This is a genomic window from Vibrio sp. E14 (assembly GCF_020515785.1).
Classification (GTDB): domain Bacteria; phylum Pseudomonadota; class Gammaproteobacteria; order Enterobacterales; family Vibrionaceae; genus Vibrio; species Vibrio diabolicus.
In genome coordinates this window covers 471,933-489,233 of the sequence record NZ_JAHPJI010000002.1, presented here as the reverse complement: position 1 = coordinate 489,233, position 17,301 = coordinate 471,933, and the positions used below count along the sequence as shown (strand labels likewise).

Sequence of the window (17,301 nt, the reverse complement as noted above, 5' to 3'; positions counted from 1 at the left end):
GATACGTTTACACAATAATTGAAAAGGGACCCAGTGGTCCCTTTTTGATGCTTATATTCGGCGTGTCGAGATAAAGTAGGTGTTTAACTAACGAGGCTCGTCTTTGTTACTCTCCTCGTCAGCGGAGCGTTGTTTATCCAACGTGTTCAGCTTATCTAAATCGTTCTTACGGCTTTTATCCATCTGACCAAACTTCATTTTTGCGGTGTATTTGAGTGCGGCAATGTTACCAATGACCACGCTCAACACTACAATGATAATGACCCAAGGATTGGTGAGTATTTCTATCATAGAGCCTCCGGCGGCGTGATATTGTGAATAAATTTGGCAACGACGTTATCTAAATTATTCAGTATGACGTCAATCCCTGCAATGTTGTCGGTCTGATTCTGCTGAATCAACTGGCTTCTGAGTACATCAAGCGTCAACTGCTCGAGGCACTGTTGCCCGACAGTGCGGTGGCTAATGTGCCAAGGCTCAATCGAAACGCCACCTAAATCTTGCTGATAAGGGAAGAAGAAGCCGAATCGACCAAGGTTGGCTTTTAACCATTGGTAGAACGCTTGCTGGTGGCCTTCAATGTACTCCCAAGGTTCCAGCTTGAGTTTGGTGTCAGTAGGCAATAAATTGCGCGCATAGACATCAAAATCACAACCCCAATGATGACGACTTCCTCCAGGCAGTGCCGACCAGCGCAAAATGGCCATCAACTTCTCTTCGTCATTTAACTCTGCTTTGTTTAAAGGGCGGGAGTTGACGTCGAGAATTGGCAACTCACCAGAAAACTTCCCGTTCCAGATCGCTTTTTGGCGGTTGAAGTCACGAAAACCACTGGCGATTTCCATTTTAAAACCTGCTTCTGTTGCCGCTTCAATCATCTTTAGCAGATCGTCAGCTACTTCAGGGTGGAGTAGAAACGCTTTTTGACCCACTAAAGTGGATTGCAGATGAGAATCTGTGGTGCCGGTGAGTTGCTCTGGTGTCATGGTGTTCTCGCTGATTACTTCGCTAACAGGTGTTTCAACGTGTTCTCGTACATGTCAGTCAACTTTTCTAGATCGTCCACTTTCACGCATTCGTTCACTTTATGAATCGTAGCATTAACAGGGCCTAACTCTACTACTTGGCCACCCATTCGAGCGATAAAGCGACCATCAGACGTACCGCCAGTTGTAAGTAGTGCTGGCTTCGTATCATTCACTTCGGCAACAGCAGCAACAACTGCATCTAGCAGCGCGCCTGTATCGGTCAGGAATGGGTCGCCGTTGAATGTCCATTTTAGTTCGTAGTCCAGCTCATGCTTGTCCAATGTTTCGGTAACACGCTGAACAATTGCGTCATTGTTCAGCTCAGTACTAAAACGTAGGTTGAACTGAACATGAAACTCGCCAGGAATGACGTTAGACGCACCAGTGCCAGCCGATACGTTCGGGATCTGGAAGCTGGTTGGTGGGAAATAATCATTTCCTTTGTCCCACTCGGTTGTTGCGAGTTCATGAATCGCGAGTAGAGACTCGTGCACAGGGTTATTGGCTAGGTGAGGATAGGCCACGTGGCCTTGTGTTCCTTTTACCGTCAAATCGCCCGTGATAGAGCCGCGACGTCCATTTTTCACCACATCGCCAACCACTTCGGTGCTGGATGGTTCACCAACGATACACATGTCGATATTTTCGCCACGTGCCATCAACGTTTCTACAACACGAACGGTACCATTGATAAATGGTCCTTCTTCATCCGACGTAATTAGAAAGCCGATTGAGCCTTTGTGGTCTGGGTTCTCTGCAATGAAGCGTTCGACAGCAACGACCATAGCAGCTAGCGACCCTTTCATGTCCGCTGCACCGCGACCGTGTAGGTAACCATCAATAATCGTTGGTTCAAACGGATGTGTATCCCAGTGCTCCAGTTTGCCAGCAGGTACCACATCGGTGTGGCCAGCAAACGCAAATAGTGGCGCTTCTGAACCACGTCGAGCCCAGAAGTTCGTGGTATCTTCAAACACCATCACTTCAATTTCAAACCCGAGTGCTTTTAAGCGCTCGATCATCAAATCCTGACAACCTGCGTCTTCCGGCGTTACAGATTGTCTACTGATCAGATCTTTAGCAAGTGCCAATACTGGACTGTCTGTCATCCTTGAGTATTCCTTTATTTAAGAGTTGAAAATGGTAGCGTATTGATCAGCTTTAAAACCGATATGAAGTTGATCATTCACTTTTAAAATTGGGCGCTTGATCATCGCCGGATTTTCTACCAAAAGAGCGATCGCGTTTTCTTCGTTAAGCGTGTCTTTCTGTTCTTGTGTCAGTTGGCGGTAGGTCGTGCCACGTTTGTTGAGCACCTGTTCCCAACCTAAAGCGCGACAAAATTCGCTTACCATAGCTACATCAACGCCTTGCTTACGGTAGTCATGGAAGTCGTAAGTAATATCCTCAGCTTCTAACCATTTTTTGGCTTTTTTGATCGTATCGCAGTTGGGAATACCAAACATGGTAATCGACATAGTGTTTCCTTTTTTCTTTGTTCTATTTTTCACTGGCGCGGTTAAGACGCACTTAAGTGATTTGGGCTGCTATAGCATCCTATCAAGAAGCAATCAAACTGACAAAATGCGGTGGAAAATATTTTCAGATAGATTGAGATAACTGATGTTACGTAACTTATTTACGATGAATGCACTATAAATCGAATAAAAAATCGTCTAAATCAAATGGAAAAGTCGAGTTATTGATCAAACGCAACATCTCGCTGAGCAAAAACGAAATAATGAATCAGCACAATTTTAGGAGGTGTCAATGGAATTGAGTCCTGTTTTTGCAAGGCGGCTATATTTGGCCTTGTTGGTGGAAAACCTAGAAAGGCCGAATGTGCCAAAGTTGATCGAAAAAACGGGGTGGCCTCGTCGTACAATTCAAGATGTACTCAAGGCGTTACCTGGGATCGGCATTGAACTCATATTCGTTCAAGATGGCCGACGTCATAATGACGGCTATTATCAACTTTCAGATTGGGGGCCTTTTGATAGCCAATGGGTTCTAGAGCGGGAGAGAGATATCGCTAGCAGTCTTGGATTTCGTGCATAAGCCAGCAATTGCTGGCTTTTTTCATATTCAGGCGTCATCCATTGCAGCGGTAAGCGGAGCCCAGCACGCTAAATGAGGTGATAAAATCTTGCGGGGAGACCATAAAAACGGTATCCGCATCGATAGCCGCTGCATTGTTTTTTAAATCATTCATCGCGCCTTGCATCATCGCGTCATTGGTCATGAAAATGTAGTTATACCAATGACCCTCGCTTCCGGTGACTTCGCCTTTGTATTCGCATCGATCAGGGTTGAACTGAGCGTCAATGCGAATATGAACATCTTGGCTTTGAGCATGAGTAAGGTGAGAAGGCATCGTGCAACCAGAGAGAAGTACGACAAAAAGTCCAAGTAACAGGCGTCTCATCAGCTATTTCCCCAATACTATGTAAGCAGCAAAGCCAATCCAGCTCAGAGCGAGCAGTATCCAAGGCAGTTTGCTTGATACATGGTTTGGCGCATCGTCGGTGATGTTGTCTTGTTCGATAGTCTCTTCATGCTGACGTTGCTTTTCACGTTGCTGTTTTTTCTTCGCTTTATCGGCTTGACGATTGCGCTCTTTTTGCTGCTTCTTATATTGAGCGATGCCTTTTTCGATACCTTGAGCGACCAGCTTGGTTTGCTCTTTGGTTTGCCCCGGTTTCTGTGTGGATTTGGCAATTCTCATCGCTTCGGCTTGAGTTTCTTGAGAAGGCGCTGGGGTAGCTGGAGTTCTTTTTTTCATGTTTCTCATCAACGTCATTGTAATTCTTTGTTTAGTTTACCTGTGTAAGATGATGAAATGAACTTTAGTTCTCATCTTTGCTGGCTTGCAACTCTGAAATGATAGGTTAAAGTGGCGCTTTATCACATTAAGAAGAAGATGTTGTGCGCTACTCGTTTGACCAATATGACGCCCATGGATTTTTAAAAGCGCCGATTATTTTATGGTTTGGATGGATGTTTCTTGTACGTTCATGGGTTGTGTTTGCGATGGCAGGCGTAAGTCGTGATAGTGGCAGTAAGCTACTCGCTATTGTTTATCCAGACTCAAGTACGCTGTATTTGGGTTTGGCGATGGGCATTCCAAGCCTGCTTCTCATGTGGTTGATGGGGCTCCGTCACCCCGATAGAGGATGGGTAAACAGAATTACTCGCTATGGTCGAGAGATCACTTTGATCTTGTGCGGTATCCAACTGGCTCAGACCATGTATCATGTGTATCTGGAACATGGTGTATTCAACTGGGCAAACGCCCTTACCATTACCTTATTAGCTTGGTTTATGATCTATCTTCTAAATGGAAGATGGGTAAAAGACTGTTTTCATGTGCCACAATTGGAGCGCAATGAAGAGCAGCCTTCGAAGAATTAAAAACAATAACTTCCCACACCGGGGCAAAGTATAGAGGAAACCTCAATGTCACAAGCTCAAACGGCGATCGTGCCAGAAGCAGGGCCATTTGCACTGTACACTCAACTTAAAGTGAACCAAAACCGTGAAAACGTATTGGATAAGCTGAAAGCACTACCAAAGTTAGTGGAAGAGTTAAATATTACCCAGCCAGGCGCGGCGCTGACCCTTTCTATCGCATTCACAAAATCGTTTTGGCAACACCTCAATGTAGACGCGCCAGAAGAGCTTATTGATTTTACTCAACTTGGCGAAGGAGACATCGTAGCGCCTGCAACGGATGTTGATGTGCTGATTCACTGTCACTCTACTCGTCACGACTTGCACTTTTATGTTCTGCGTAAGTTTCTAGAAGAGACGGCACAAGATGTCACCATTGTGGACGAAACGTATGGGTACCGTTACCTTGATGCTCGTGATATGACAGACTTTATTGATGGGACAGAAAACCCGAAAGGGGAGGCTCGCGCTGATGTGGCTCTAGTAAAAGAGGGCCCATTTGCTGGAGGTAGTTATGTCATGGCTCAACGCTTTGAACATAACCTTGCCGCTTGGAATCGCTTGAATGTCAAAGCGCAAGAAAAAGTGATTGGTCGTACCAAACCAGATTCTATCGAGCTAGAAGACGTTCCTGTTGCATCACACGTTGGTCGCGTTGATATTAAAGAAGAAGGAAAAGGTCTCAAGATTGTTCGTCATAGCTTGCCATACGGGACGGTGACAGGGCCTCATGGCCTGCTGTTTATTTCTTACTGCAATACACTTCATAACATTAAAGTGATGCTAGAAAGTATGTACGGCGTGACAGATGGTAAAACAGACCAAATGCTTCGTTTCACAACAGCGGTAACTGGTGCGTACTTCTTCGCGCCTTCGCAAGAAATGCTCGCAGAGCTAGCCATCAAGTAAGTTCTCAGACTTCATTTCTTAAGCCCTCCAATTGGAGGGCTTTTATTTTCTTCTTTTCTATTCCACAGACTTTTTCAAAAAAGACTAAACCTTTCGATTATTTGGTCGATAAGTATCCAAAGCCTTAATTTATTTGGAGTCTGTGTCTCTTGGCTATCACCGTTAATACCAATGTGGCAGCACTTGTCGCACAACGTCATTTGACCAGTGCAACGGATATGCTGAACCAATCCATGGAGCGTTTGTCTTCAGGGAAGCGTATTAACAGCGCAAAGGATGACGCTGCGGGTCTGCAAATCTCCAACCGCTTGCAATCACAAATGCGTGGTTTAGATGTTGCGGTTCGCAACGCGAATGACGGCATTTCCATCATGCAAACTGCGGAAGGCGCGATGAATGAGGTGACCAATATCATGCAACGTATGCGTGATTTGTCGCTACAGTCAGCCAATGGTTCAAACAGCAAAGCGGAACGCACTGCACTGCAAGAAGAAGTGACGGCACTTAACGATGAGCTAAACCGCATTGCCGAAACGACCTCCTTTGGTGGGCGTAAACTGCTCAATGGCAGCTTTGGTAAGTCGGCATTTCAAATCGGTGCAGCGTCAGGTGAAGCTGTGCAAGTTGAATTAAAGTCGATGCGCAGTGATGGCATTGATATGGGTGGTTTTAGTTACATTGCAAACGGACGTGCAAGCTCTGATTGGAAAGTAAAAGACGGTGCGAATGATCTTAGTATGTCATTTACGAATCGTTTTGGTGAGATGGAAACCATTCAAATTAATGCCAAAGCTGGCGATGATATCGAAGAGCTTGCGACTTATATCAATGGTCAAACTGACAAAGTCACGGCATCGGTGAATGAAGAAGGTCAGTTACAGCTATTTATGGCTGGAGAAGAAACTTCAGGCACTTTATCGTTTTCAGGTGACTTAGCGAGTGAACTGGGGTTACAGCTAAAAGGTTACGATGCGGTTGATAACATCGACATTACGTCTGTCGGTGGTGCGCAACAAGCCGTGGCCGTCCTAGATACTGCGATGAAGTACGTTGATAGCCATCGTGCTGAGTTAGGCGCGTATCAAAACCGCTTTAATCACGCGATCAATAATCTCGATAACATCCACGAAAATTTAGCCGCTTCCAACAGTCGTATCCAAGATACTGACTACGCGAAAGAAACCACGCAAATGGTGAAGCAGCAGATCTTGCAGCAGGTCAGTACTTCTATTCTTGCACAAGCAAAACAAGCGCCAAACCTAGCATTAACCTTACTTGGCTAATGATCGACCTCGCTCGAATTTAACGCAAAACCTGCCTGTATCGACAGCTCGAAAAGAAGCTTTAGCGAAAGTTTGACGTTTTTTTGCTTTTTTATCTGCTTCATCACGATTCCTTCTCCAAATGAACTTTTTTCAAAAAAATCCAAAGAATTCCCTAAAGAAATCAGTTTGAGCGCCGTTAATAAAAGTAACTTTGAGAGAACTACTTGGTTTTCCGAGACGTCGGAAACCGCTATACCGGAAAATCAATTGGAGAAATCACCATGGCAGTGAATGTAAACACTAACGTATCAGCGATGACCGCTCAGCGTTACCTAAACAACGCAAACTCAGCTCAACAAACTTCTATGGAGCGTTTGTCTTCGGGTTTCAAAATCAACAGCGCAAAAGATGACGCTGCGGGTCTGCAAATTTCGAACCGTTTGAACGTACAAAGCCGTGGTTTGGATGTGGCGGTTCGCAACGCGAACGACGGTATCTCAATTGCACAAACCGCTGAAGGTGCAATGAACGAGACCACTAACATTCTTCAACGTATGCGTGATTTGTCTCTACAATCAGCAAACGGTTCAAACTCGAAGTCAGAGCGTGTGGCAATTCAAGAAGAAGTGACCGCGCTAAATGACGAACTAAACCGTATCGCAGAAACCACTTCTTTCGGTGGTAACAAGCTACTAAACGGCACACACGGTGCGAAATCGTTCCAAATCGGTGCGGATAACGGTGAAGCCGTGATGCTTGAGCTAAAAGACATGCGTTCAGACAATAAAATGATGGGCGGTGTGAGCTACCAAGCTGAAAGTGGTAAAGGTAAAGACTGGAACGTTGCTGAAGGTAAGAACGACCTAAAAATCAACCTAACGGACAGCTACGGCCAAGAGCAAGAAATCAACATCAGCGCAAAAGCGGGTGATGATATCGAAGAGCTTGCGACTTACATTAACGGTCAAACTGACCTCGTGAAAGCCTCAGTAGACCAAGACGGTAAACTGCAAATCTTTGCTGGCAACAACAAAGTCGAAGGCGAAGTCGAGTTTTCAGGCGGCCTATCTGGCGAGCTAGGTTTGGGCGAAGGTAAAAAAGTAACGGTAGATACTATCGACGTAACCTCAGTTGGTGGCGCACAAGAATCTGTTGCTATCATCGATGCGGCACTGAAATACGTCGACAGCCACCGCGCAGAGCTGGGGGCATTCCAGAACCGTTTCAACCATGCAATCAGCAACTTGGACAACATCAACGAGAACGTGAATGCGTCGAAGAGCCGTATCAAAGATACTGACTTCGCGAAAGAAACGACTCAAATGACCAAGTCACAAATTCTATCGCAAGCGTCAAGCTCAATCCTTGCGCAAGCGAAACAAGCGCCAAACTCAGCGCTAAGTCTGCTAGGTTAATTTCAAACCTAAGACGAGAACCTCATTGGCTCGTGGTGAGAGATGAGCGAGTAAACCCAGCTTCGGCTGGGTTTTTTTCTGTCTTTTGGGGACTCAGGATTTCTGCGAATCACGACATTAGAGCTTCATCACATTTCAGTAAGCCAAAGAAAATAATCGCAAAAAATTGAAAATTTCTTCTAAAGGATATTCATCGGTCGCCGTTAAAGGGACTGAGAGAAATGAGATGTACCTAAGTGAGGTGAGAGACACGACGGTACATTCACTAAAGCCTTAAGGAGATCAATTATGGCGATTAACGTTAATACTAACGTTTCTGCGATGACTGCACAGCGTTACCTAAACCAGGCAGCTGACGGTCAACAAAAATCAATGGAGCGTTTGTCTTCGGGTTATAAAATCAATAGCGCGAAAGACGATGCTGCAGGTCTACAGATTTCAAACCGCTTGAATGCACAAAGCCGTGGCCTAGACATGGCGGTGAAAAACGCAAACGACGGTATTTCTATTGCACAGGTTGCTGAAGGTGCAATGAATGAATCTACCAACATCCTACAACGTATGCGTGACCTATCGCTTCAATCTGCGAACGGTTCTAACTCAAAAGCAGAACGTGTTGCGATCCAAGAAGAAGTAACAGCGCTAAATGACGAGCTAAACCGTATTGCTGAAACTACCTCTTTCGGTGGTAACAAGTTGCTGAACGGTACATACGGTACGCAATCTTTCCAAATCGGTGCAGATTCAGGTGAAGCAGTGATGCTTTCTATGGGTAGCTTGCGCTCAGACACTTCTGCAATGGGTGGCAAAAGCTACGCAGCAGAAGAGGGTAAAGATGCATCTTGGACTGTTGGTGAGAAAACTGAGTTCAAAATGAGCTACACCAACAAACAAGGTGAAGAGAAAGAGCTATCGATCAGCGCAAAACAAGGCGACGACATTGAGCAGCTAGCAACGTACATCAACGGTCAAAACGATGATGTAAAAGCGTCTGTTGGTGAAGATGGCAAGCTACAAGTATTTGCTTCTTCTCAAAAAGTTCAAGGTGATGTTGAGTTCTCTGGCAACCTAGCGGACGAGATCGGCTTTGGCGGCCCGAAAGACGTAACAGTGAAAGACATCGACGTAACAACAGTAGCAGGCTCTCAAGAAGCCGTGGCTGTTATCGACGGTGCGCTTAAGTCAGTAGACAGCCAACGTGCGTCACTTGGTGCTTTCCAAAACCGCTTCAACCACGCAATCAGCAACCTAGACAACATTAACGAGAACGTTAATGCGTCTAACAGCCGTATTAAAGATACTGATTACGCGAAAGAAACCACTGCGATGACTAAGTCGCAAATTCTTCAGCAAGCAAGTACTTCAATCCTGGCTCAAGCGAAGCAGTCTCCATCTGCAGCGCTAAGCTTGTTGGGCTAAGTGGTTGACCCAGCCTGAGGTAAACACCTTAGTGCTGGGGCACCAAAGCGATAGGTTCTATCGTTAGCCCATAAGGTGGAAGGGAGATTGTAATGGATATATCCTCCTACGCATCGAACATCCAGCCTTACGGCACGCCAAGTGGCACAAAGTTTGCAAATAAAAATGGCAATGATATAGGCACGTCTAGCCCAGCAAATTCAAATGGTGAGGTTTCGCCGCAAAAAGCGAAAGACACCGAATACGACTTCTCTGTTCAAGCAGCGATCGAGATGGCAGAAAGCCGTCAAGAGCTGAACAAAGAAGAACGTGAAAAATTGGTCGCGCAAATGAATGAGTTTGTGACGTCCATAAACAAAGGAGTCGCGTTTCGAGTGGATGAGGAATCCGGGAGAGATGTGGTGACGATTTACGAAGCCAAAACGGGCGACGTGATTCGTCAAATTCCTGATGAAGAGATGCTAGTGGTATTGCGTCGCCTAGCTGAGCACACAGCCAACAGCGGGTTGTTGACTGAAAAAGTGTAAGTCGTTTTTAGAGGTGATTTGATGAGTTTAGGCCCTTTGGGGATGTCTGGCGGCATGGATATCAATTCCATGGTCAGCAAAATTGTGGATGCCGAACGCGTACCAAAGCAGCAACGCATTGACAACGAGCGCACGACAATTAATGCCAGTATCAGTGCCTATGGGCGACTCAGAGAGTCACTGGATACGATGAAAAATCTCATGGCGAACTTTCGTCAAGAGAAAGCGTTTGCCGTTCGTACTGTTGAAACGACAGACGACAATATCGTATCTGCTACTGCAACTACAGATGCTATCGCTGGCAAATATGCTATCGATGTGTTGCAGCTTGCCCAGAGCCACAAAGTCGCTTCTGACGTACTGCCAGAAGAGGCAAAGTTTGGCCCTGGTAAGCTGCAGATTTCGCTTGGTGATGACACCTTCAACGTGAACGTTCGTTCGAGCTCCAAGCTCGCAGATGTCGTACGCGGCATCAACGGCTCAAAAGACAATCCCGGTGTTCGAGCATCTCTCATTAACGACGTTGAAGGTCCACGCCTTATCCTTGCTTCTAACCTCTCTGGTAAGGATCATCAAATCAGAGTCAGTGTGGAGGCCGACAAAGGCAACCCTCTAAAATATTTCGAATATCAAACACTTGAAGACCGTGTTAACGCGCTTGAAGAAGCTCGTTCAGCGGCGGAAGAAGTGTTAGGTCCTCTTCAATTCCCCGAGCAACCAGTGGAACTGGATGCAAACGGCAATCCTCTACCTCCAGAAGAGCAAAAAGCGGCAGAAAATGGACAAGATGATGGCTCCCAAGAGCCAATCTATGCTGCGGGTGCAGAAGCTGCTAAAGCTGGGCAGGAAGCGATTGATGAAGCCAACCGACGTGCGAGTTTACGCCCTGAAGACCGAATTCCAGGATGGACAGAAACTGCGTCAGGCACTTTGCTGGATTCTTATGAAGAGCCAGAGCTCGAACTCGACGAGAAAGCAATAGAGAAGGCACCAGATGTACCGGGTTGGAGTAATGCGGCATCAGGCACATTAACCGACTCTTACGTTACGACGAAAGAGGCCAAGCAGCTTCTTGAGCAAGAAAAAGCTGAAATTGAGCAAAAAATTGCGAGTGAAAAACAAGCGCTAGACGCAAAAGTTGAACGTGGTGAATTGACCGAAGAGCAAGCGAAACAAATTCATCGCGCTAAGCTGGATCCTCAAGAGCGTGAACGTTTAGAAAAAATTGATGAAGCAGAAGCGAAAATCGCAAAAGCGCAATCTGCTTTTGAAGAATACCTTGGTATGACAGAGGTACAAGCAGGGCAAGATTCAGAAGTTCTGCTTGATGGAGTAGCAAAGCTATCTAGTCACAACAATGTGATTGAAGATGCCATAGAAGGTGTTGATTTAACACTTAAAGGCAAATCAGAACCGAACAAGCCACCTGCTGAAATTGGCGTCGAATACGACCGTCAGAGTGTGCGTAACGACATCGAAAACTTTGTTGCGGCGTACAACTCGTTTTATCAAACGTCTCAAGCGTTGGCGAGTGTGGATCCGGTCACTGGTCAAAAAGGACCGTTGTCGGGTGACAGTACCGTACGCAGCGCAGACTCACGATTAAAATCGGTATTTTCCACTCAAATTGATAAAGCGCCTGAAAACCTAAAGTCATTAACTGAATTTGGCATTACTACCACGCGTCAAGGTACCTTAGAAATCAACTATGACATGTTAGATCGTCAGTTGAACAACAACTTCAACGAGCTAGAAAAGTTCTTCGGTGGCAACACAGGTTTTGCTAAACGAGTCGAAGATGCGATTCATGGTATTACAGGCATTACAGGCAGCATTCGTACTCGAGAAAAAAGTCTCACAGAACAAAATTATCGTTTGAGTGATGATCAAGCGGCATTAGATCGCCGCATGGAAAGCCTAGAAAAACGCACTCACGCGAAGTTTACCGCCATGCAAGATGCGACTGGCAAAATGCAAGGTCAGTTAGGTGCCTTAATGAGTGCGTTGGGTTAATAAATGCAAAAAGAACTCATAGATATTAATGATATAGATCAACTAATTACGCAAGAATTGGAAAAAGTCGACTTTAGTACTGAAGAAATTCTTCGCTTGGTCGATATCAGGGAACGGTTATTGCAAAACCTGTTACCAATTATTCATCAAAATCCTTTGGTTAAGCAGGATGCAGAGTGGCAAGCGTTGCTTACTCGTACCAAAAGAATTGTCGAGCTGATGCAATCGGAAACGTCAAAGGTCGGAAAAGAACTTCATAAGTTTCGTTATGGCCAGCGTTCGCTTCAGCAGTACAAAAAATTTATTTAAAAGAGGATTACTATGCGCGGTTCTTTGCAAGCATACAAAAAGGTATCAGTCGACAGCCAGCTAAGCGCGGCTTCTCCGCACAAAGTCATTCAAATGCTTATGGCTGGTGCGATTGAGCGCCTTATTCAAGGTAAAGCGGCCATGCAAGCAGGCAATATTCCAGCAAAAGGTGAGCGTTTAGGTAAAGCGCTAGACATCATCATTGCGCTACGTAGCTGTCTATCGATGGATGACGGTGGTGATATTGCTTCAAACTTAGATTCACTCTATGAGTTTATGATCACGCAAATTTCAGCTGCTAACCATCAAAATGATCCTCAACTGATCGACGACGTTATCGACATTATCCGTGAGATCAAATCCGCTTGGGACCAAATCCCGACAGAGTTTCATAATCTTACAGCAGCTGAAGTCGGTATTTAATAACCAAAACAACGCGTTAAGATATTAGAGGAATATATTTGTCAATTGCGCAACGAGTTGTGTAGCAAAGTTTCTATCAAGCTCACACCTCTTTATTGCTTGGTTGCCTTATTTTTATATTCAAATAAAATAGAAGCCATTAGTAGCCCTAATGGCTTTTTTTGTTGCTGATTTTCCTATTTTGTCTATCGTAAATTGAGTGTGGTGGTTCTGCCTTCTTTTAGCACCCAATTGCGCAAATCAAGGTTTGGCCGCAACGCACCTAAAATAAAGGCAATCATTCTTACTTATGCAAGGTTTGGCAAAGCTGCTTGTAATTGATGATGACGCATCAAGTCGTTTAAATTTAAGCAATATATTGGAATTTGTTGGAGAAAATTGCGAAGCGGTCAGTTCTGATCAGCTCAGCGATATTGATTGGTCTAGCGTATGGTCGTGCTGTATTGTTGGTAACATTCCAGCAGGTCAAGCGGCGAATACGGTTATCTCTCATTTAAACAGCGCCTACCACATCCCACTTTTAGTCATGGGCCGATTTCCGTTGCCCGTGGATGATCTTCCAAATTTTGTAGGTGAGCTAGAACTACCTCTTAATTACCCACAGCTTAGTGAGGCATTACGCCACTGCAAAGATTTTCTGGGTCGAAAAGGGGTCAATGTCGTTGCCAGTGCACGAAAAAACACGCTTTTTCGCAGCTTAGTTGGTCAAAGCAGAGGTATTCAAGAAGTTCGTCACCTGATCGAGCAAGTCTCAGACACTGAGGCAAACGTGTTGATCTTGGGTGAATCTGGTACCGGTAAAGAAGTCGTTGCGCGTAACATTCACTATCATTCGTCGTACAGCAGTGGTGCCTTTGTGCCCATTAACTGTGGTGCCATTCCACCGGAGCTTCTAGAAAGTGAATTGTTTGGCCACGAAAAAGGCGCGTTTACTGGTGCGTTAACGGCACGTAAAGGTCGATTTGAGCTCGCAGACGGTGGCACGATCTTTCTTGATGAGATTGGCGATATGCCGATGTCGATGCAAGTAAAGTTGCTTCGCGTATTGCAAGAGCGCTGTTTCGAACGTGTGGGTGGCAATAGCACCATCAAGGTCAATGTTCGAGTTGTCGCGGCAACACACCGTAATCTAGAAAGTATGATTGAAGAAGGCACGTTCCGAGAAGACTTGTTCTATCGTTTGAACGTGTTTCCAATCGAGATGCCTGCGCTGAAAGAGCGCAAACAAGATATTCCATTGCTGCTGCAAGAGTTGATGACGCGTCTGGAAGCGGAGGGTGGCCAGCCTATCTGTTTTACCCCTCGTGCGATCAATTCATTGATGGAGCACAACTGGCCGGGTAACGTGCGTGAGTTAGCGAACCTTGTTGAGCGAATGATCATTCTGTACCCAAATAGCTTGGTCGATGTAAACCACTTACCAACCAAATATCGCTACAGTGATATCCCGGAGTTCCAACCAGAAAGTAATCCGTTTATTTCGGTTGAAGAACAAGAGCGTGATGTGTTCCAAGACATCTTCTCAGAAGACTTTAGCTTTGATGATCAAGACGATCTTGACCACAGCATGAACGCTCCGCAAGCGCTGCCGCCTGAAGGTGTAAATCTGAAAGAGCTGTTGGCTGATTTAGAAGTTAATATGATCAGCCAAGCGTTAGAAGCACAAGGTGGGGTCGTGGCACGAGCCGCTGATATGCTGGGTATGCGACGCACAACGTTGGTGGAAAAAATGCGTAAGTACAACTTACAACGCTAGGCAACGTTGAGATTTAAGACGATATCTAAATCATTTGGGCTATTTAGCATCGTTTTTCTGACACCAAAAACCGTTATCTGAGGGTGTCAACTTATTGTCAATGACTTAACGTCATGATAAATATAAAAAATAGCTTGGTACGCTAATTGCTTACCAAGCTATTTTAGTTTTAGCGGCGATATTTCGACAGGCAGTAATGGATAACAACACCAACCAATCCCATTTAGATTCCGTAGAAAATCAGGTTGAGCGCTATAAGCAGGTGCTTGATGTGATGCCTGCCGGAGTGATTCTGCTCGACACGTACGGCATAGTGCGTGAAGCAAACCCAGAGGCGCACCGAATTCTTGAGATTCCACTGGTTAATGAAAAATGGTTCAACATTATTCAGGCGGTGTTTGATCCTCGTGAGGATGATGGTCACGAAGTTTCCCTGCGGAATGGTCGTAAAGTTCGATTAGCCATTTCGGCTTCTACGACAGGTCAATTGATCCTGATTACCGATTTAACCGAAACTCGCTTACTTCAAGCTCGTGTGAGTGATTTACAACGCTTGTCGTCGTTAGGGCGTATGGTAGCGTCGCTTGCTCATCAGGTAAGAACGCCGCTATCGAGCGCCATGCTATATGCATCCAATTTGGGAGCGCCAAACCTTCCACCAGCGACAAGGGATCGCTTTCAAACCAAATTAATGGATCGACTGCACGATTTGGAAAAGCAGGTTAATGATATGCTGCTTTTTGCTAAAGGTGGTGATAATAAAGTCATTAAGCCATTTACGATTGCTCAGTTGGTGGCGGAATATCAGCCGATGGTCGAAACCGCGCTAAAAAATAACGGTATTGATTACTGCCTAGAAGTGGAAGAAGAACAAACTGAGTTGCTAGGCAATGCGAATGCGATTGCATCCGCGTTGAGCAACCTTGTCATGAATGCGATTCAGATGTCTGGTAAAGAGTCGCAAGTCGATATTTTTTTCCGCCCGGTAAATGGCGAGTTGCGCATTTCAGTGCAAGACAGCGGACCGGGTGTACCTGAAGAACAACAAGCCAAAATTATGGAGCCATTTTTTACCACGCGTTCTCAAGGAACCGGGTTAGGGCTGGCTGTTGTTCAAATGGTTTGCCGTGCCCATGACGGTCGATTGGAACTTATTTCAGAGCAGGGTGATGGAGCCTGCTTTACCATGTGCATTCCGCTAGAGCGAGTGCAACCAGAAGCGCAATAAGCAGCTTCTGGTAATAACAATTACTGGAGAATCAGAATGGCGCAAAGCAAAGTGCTGATCGTAGAAGACGATGAAGGTCTTCGTGAAGCCCTAGTGGATACTCTGGCTCTGGCAGGGTATGAGTGGTTAGAAGCTGACTGTGCGGAAGACGCACTACTAAAACTCAAATCGAATACTGTCGATATCGTCGTTTCTGACGTGCAAATGGCAGGTATGGGCGGGTTGGCTCTGCTCAAAAACATCAAGCAGAATTGGCCTAACTTACCAGTACTGTTAATGACGGCGTACGCCAACATTGAAGATGCCGTGTCGGCAATGAAAGACGGCGCGATTGACTACATGGCGAAACCATTTGCACCAGAAGTATTGCTAAATATGGTCAGTCGATATGCACCGATCAAAAGCGATGACAATGGTGACGCGGTCGTGGCAGATGAAAAAAGTCTGCGTCTACTTGCTTTGGCCGATAAAGTGGCACGTACAGATGCGAATGTCATGGTGCTAGGTCCGAGTGGCTCAGGTAAAGAAGTGATGTCGCGTTATATTCACAACGCATCAAACCGTAAAGATGGTCCATTCGTTGCGATCAACTGTGCGGCGATTCCAGACAACATGCTGGAAGCGACACTATTTGGTTATGAGAAAGGCGCGTTCACTGGCGCTGTTCAAGCGTGTCCGGGTAAGTTTGAACAAGCGCAAGGCGGCACAATCTTGCTGGATGAAATCAGCGAAATGGACTTAAACCTGCAAGCGAAACTATTACGTGTTTTGCAAGAGCGGGAAGTGGAGCGCCTTGGCAGTCGTAAGAGCATCAAGCTGGATGTACGCGTGCTCGCGACCAGTAACCGTGATCTCAAGCAGTACGTCTCAGAAGGCAACTTCCGTGAAGATTTATACTACCGCCTGAATGTGTTCCCAATTGCGTGGCCAGCACTGAACGAACGCAAAGGCGATATTGCGCCACTTGCCAAGCATCTTGCTGAGCGTCATTGCAGCAAGATGGGGATGCCAGTGCCTCAATTTTCAGCCGTTGCGGTAGAAAAACTGCTGCAATACCCTTGGCCAGGTAACGTTCGTGAGCTGGATAACGTGGTGCAACGAGCTCTTATTTTAAGTGAGAATGGTGATATCGACGCTGAGCACATCTTGCTAGAAGGGGTGGATTGGCAAGATGCCAACAGCTTGCAGCATGTGGTGCAAAATACAGAGATGGTGGTACCTAGTGTTAAGCCAGTCGCTCAACCTGAGAGTGTGAACCGTCCGGTATCTGGCGGGGAAGGCTTGGGCAGCGAGCTGCGTGACCAAGAATACGCCATTATTTTGGAAACCTTGGTGGAGTGTAACGGCCGACGCAAAGAAATGGCGGAGAAACTGGGCATAAGCCCACGAACCTTGCGCTACAAACTTGCCAAAATGCGTGATGCTGGTATAGATATCCCAAATTAACATGTGCAATCGCCATAAGACAAAAAGTGTAAGCAAACCGCTAACTAATGTCTTATGGCACGTTAATTGCTGTGTTAATAATCAGTTTTGTTAATAGTCAATCTTTTGGCTTA

Annotated in this window: 19 protein-coding genes; 13 read left to right on the top strand and 6 right to left on the bottom strand. The window is 45.7% G+C overall.

Annotation, left to right across the window (positions count from 1 at the left end; all coding sequences use genetic code 11):
• Nucleotides 1–87: 87 nt before the first annotated feature.
• The 4 genes from LIX84_RS07550 to LIX84_RS07535 are packed head-to-tail and all read right to left on the bottom strand — an operon-like array spanning nt 88 to nt 2,506.
• A complete protein-coding gene (locus LIX84_RS07550) occupies nt 88–291 on the bottom strand; it encodes a DUF2897 family protein (protein WP_012841517.1) in 204 nt (67 codons plus the stop codon).
• Nucleotides 288–986, bottom strand: coding sequence for a M15 family metallopeptidase (locus LIX84_RS07545; protein ID WP_226421015.1), 699 nt, complete (start codon nt 984–986; stop codon nt 288–290). The genes LIX84_RS07550 and LIX84_RS07545 overlap by 4 nt, the downstream gene beginning before the upstream one ends.
• A gap of 14 nt (nt 987–1,000) precedes the next feature.
• Complete coding sequence (dapE, locus tag LIX84_RS07540; RefSeq protein WP_182037251.1) at nt 1,001–2,137, bottom strand: succinyl-diaminopimelate desuccinylase; 1,137 nt, start codon at nt 2,135–2,137, stop codon at nt 1,001–1,003.
• An 18-nt stretch (nt 2,138–2,155) separates the two neighbouring features.
• Complete coding sequence (locus LIX84_RS07535; RefSeq protein WP_048625863.1) at nt 2,156–2,506, bottom strand: ArsC family reductase; 351 nt, start codon at nt 2,504–2,506, stop codon at nt 2,156–2,158.
• A gap of 292 nt (nt 2,507–2,798) precedes the next feature.
• Here LIX84_RS07535 and LIX84_RS07530 point away from each other — a divergent pair, with 292 nt between their 5' ends.
• Nucleotides 2,799–3,086, top strand: a complete 288-nt coding sequence (locus tag LIX84_RS07530) for a winged helix-turn-helix domain-containing protein (RefSeq protein WP_005380433.1) — start codon at nt 2,799–2,801, stop codon at nt 3,084–3,086.
• A gap of 34 nt (nt 3,087–3,120) precedes the next feature.
• On the opposite strand, the gene LIX84_RS07525 is transcribed toward LIX84_RS07530, so the two are convergent.
• Together LIX84_RS07525 and LIX84_RS07520 are read right to left on the bottom strand one after the other, a co-directional pair.
• Nucleotides 3,121–3,453, bottom strand: a complete 333-nt coding sequence (locus tag LIX84_RS07525; RefSeq protein ID WP_081441201.1) for a DUF4156 domain-containing protein — start codon at nt 3,451–3,453, stop codon at nt 3,121–3,123.
• Between the two features lie 3 nt (nt 3,454–3,456).
• Nucleotides 3,457–3,810: a DUF2956 domain-containing protein gene (locus tag LIX84_RS07520; protein ID WP_226421014.1), complete on the bottom strand. Its 354-nt coding sequence runs from the start codon at nt 3,808–3,810 to the stop codon at nt 3,457–3,459.
• A 143-nt stretch (nt 3,811–3,953) separates the two neighbouring features.
• On the opposite strand from LIX84_RS07520, the gene LIX84_RS07515 reads away from it, so the two are divergent.
• The 12 genes from LIX84_RS07515 (at nt 3,954) to LIX84_RS07460 (ending at nt 17,188) form a co-directional block, all read left to right on the top strand.
• Entirely contained in the window at nt 3,954–4,439 is a 486-nt protein-coding gene (locus LIX84_RS07515; protein ID WP_012841521.1) for a DUF2919 domain-containing protein, read from the top strand.
• A 45-nt stretch (nt 4,440–4,484) separates the two neighbouring features.
• Nucleotides 4,485–5,387 carry a Dyp-type peroxidase gene (locus LIX84_RS07510; RefSeq protein ID WP_226421013.1) on the top strand — a complete coding sequence of 301 codons (903 nt, stop codon included), beginning with the start codon at nt 4,485–4,487 and terminating at the stop codon, nt 5,385–5,387.
• Between the two features lie 149 nt (nt 5,388–5,536).
• A complete protein-coding gene (locus LIX84_RS07505; protein WP_226421012.1) occupies nt 5,537–6,670 on the top strand; it encodes a flagellin in 1,134 nt (377 codons plus the stop codon).
• Nucleotides 6,671–6,933: 263 nt separating this feature from the next.
• Nucleotides 6,934–8,067, top strand: coding sequence for a flagellin (locus LIX84_RS07500; protein ID WP_005393103.1), 1,134 nt, complete (start codon nt 6,934–6,936; stop codon nt 8,065–8,067).
• 288 nt (nt 8,068–8,355) lie between these two features.
• Nucleotides 8,356–9,486 (top strand): flagellin, encoded by a 1,131-nt coding sequence (locus LIX84_RS07495; protein WP_006741693.1) that lies wholly within the window; start codon nt 8,356–8,358, stop codon nt 9,484–9,486.
• A 92-nt stretch (nt 9,487–9,578) separates the two neighbouring features.
• Nucleotides 9,579–10,013: a flagellar protein FlaG gene (flaG, locus tag LIX84_RS07490; protein ID WP_047008849.1), complete on the top strand. Its 435-nt coding sequence runs from the start codon at nt 9,579–9,581 to the stop codon at nt 10,011–10,013.
• A 21-nt stretch (nt 10,014–10,034) separates the two neighbouring features.
• Nucleotides 10,035–12,026: a flagellar filament capping protein FliD gene (gene fliD, locus LIX84_RS07485; protein ID WP_170903164.1), complete on the top strand. Its 1,992-nt coding sequence runs from the start codon at nt 10,035–10,037 to the stop codon at nt 12,024–12,026.
• A gap of 3 nt (nt 12,027–12,029) precedes the next feature.
• Nucleotides 12,030–12,335 (top strand): flagellar protein FliT, encoded by a 306-nt coding sequence (locus tag LIX84_RS07480; RefSeq protein ID WP_226421011.1) that lies wholly within the window; start codon nt 12,030–12,032, stop codon nt 12,333–12,335.
• Between the two features lie 12 nt (nt 12,336–12,347).
• Entirely contained in the window at nt 12,348–12,758 is a 411-nt protein-coding gene (fliS, locus tag LIX84_RS07475; RefSeq protein ID WP_012841524.1) for a flagellar export chaperone FliS, read from the top strand.
• Nucleotides 12,759–13,047: 289 nt separating this feature from the next.
• Nucleotides 13,048–14,514, top strand: a complete 1,467-nt coding sequence (locus LIX84_RS07470) for a sigma-54 dependent transcriptional regulator (RefSeq protein ID WP_226421010.1) — start codon at nt 13,048–13,050, stop codon at nt 14,512–14,514.
• 196 nt (nt 14,515–14,710) lie between these two features.
• Complete coding sequence (locus LIX84_RS07465; RefSeq protein WP_226421009.1) at nt 14,711–15,742, top strand: sensor histidine kinase; 1,032 nt, start codon at nt 14,711–14,713, stop codon at nt 15,740–15,742.
• Nucleotides 15,743–15,778: 36 nt separating this feature from the next.
• Nucleotides 15,779–17,188: a sigma-54-dependent transcriptional regulator gene (locus tag LIX84_RS07460; protein WP_226421008.1), complete on the top strand. Its 1,410-nt coding sequence runs from the start codon at nt 15,779–15,781 to the stop codon at nt 17,186–17,188.
• The last annotated feature ends 113 nt before the right edge of the window (nt 17,189–17,301 follow it).